At 60.7% G+C, this 1,119-nt stretch carries 2 protein-coding genes; both read right to left on the bottom strand.

The genetic code is table 11. The features are described from left to right. On the bottom strand, positions 1–221 hold a 221-nt coding region (locus A9513_RS14400), incomplete at its 3' end, for a DUF4158 domain-containing protein (protein ID WP_141678413.1). Between the two features lie 3 nt (positions 222–224). Beyond that, positions 225–785, bottom strand: coding sequence for a recombinase family protein (locus A9513_RS14395; protein ID WP_003117272.1), 561 nt, complete (start codon positions 783–785; stop codon positions 225–227). Between the last annotated feature and the right edge of the window lie 334 nt (positions 786–1,119).

Raw genomic sequence — 1,119 nt, 5'->3', positions numbered from 1 at the left:
GGCTCGGGTAGCGCCGTGTCGTTGCCCAGCGCATAACCAGGGTAGCGCAGCAGGCAGAGCTGCACGGCGAAGCCGAGGCGGTTGCCATCGCCCCGCCGTTGACGGATCAGGGATAGGTCGGAGTCGTTGAAGGTGTAGTAGCGGATCAGGTCATCCTGGCTTTCTGGCAGCGCAAGCAGGGTGTCGCGCTCCGTAGCCGAGAGAATCGAGCGACGCGGCATGGTTCAGTCGTCCGTGCGAAGGTACTGGTAGAGGGTTTCACGGCTGATGCCGAACTCGCGTGCGAGCTGAGCCTTCGGCTCGCCGGCAGCGGCCCGCTGCCGCAACGTGATGGCTTGATCGTCGGAGAGAGCTTTCTTGCGGCCCCGGTAAGCACCGCGCTGCTTGGCCAGGGCGATGCCCTCGCGCTGCCGCTCGCGGATCAGGGCGCGCTCGAACTCGGCAAAGGCCCCCATGACCGACAACATGAGGTTGGCCATGGGCGAGTCCTCGCCGGTGAACACCAACCCCTCCTTCAAGAACTCGATGCGCACGCCGCGCTTGGTCAGCCTTTGCACCAGACGGCGCAGATCGTCGAGGTTGCGCGCCAGGCGATCCATGCTGTGCACCACCACGGTATCGCCTTCGCGGACGAATCCGAGCATGGCTTCCAGCTGCGGGCGCTGGGTGTCCTTGCCCGAGGCCTTGTCGGTGAACAGCTTGCCGATCTCGACCTGCTCAAGTTGGCGTTCCGGGTTCTGGTCGTAACTGCTGACCCGAACGTAACCGATGCGTTGTCCCTGCAAGATGCCTCCATAGGCTGGATGGGCGGTAGGGCTTACGTTGGTTTTTGGTTCCATTGCGCCCTAAGCCTTGAATTTGTCAGGTTGGAATCTATGACCTTGGCAAGCATGTGTCAAAGAATGTGAAAGCAGACTCTATTCTGACGGCGCAGCGTGGCCATTCCTGACATCCAGTTAGGGTATAGCTCAATATGACACATGGCTGCAAATCGCTAATTTACCAAGGCGGCCGCAAAAACTGAGTGCAACACCCGACCATTTCGGTAAGGTGTTGCCCCATGTCCTATCACGAACTCAGCGCCACAGAGCGCGTCACGATCCAGATCGGCCTGTGCAA

The sequence above is a fragment of the Pseudomonas sp. AU12215 genome (genome assembly GCF_001675465.2).
Lineage (GTDB): Bacteria > Pseudomonadota > Gammaproteobacteria > Pseudomonadales > Pseudomonadaceae > Pseudomonas > Pseudomonas nitroreducens.
The sequence above is the reverse complement of the archived record's forward strand: the minus strand, read 5'-3'. Positions and strand labels throughout refer to the sequence as shown.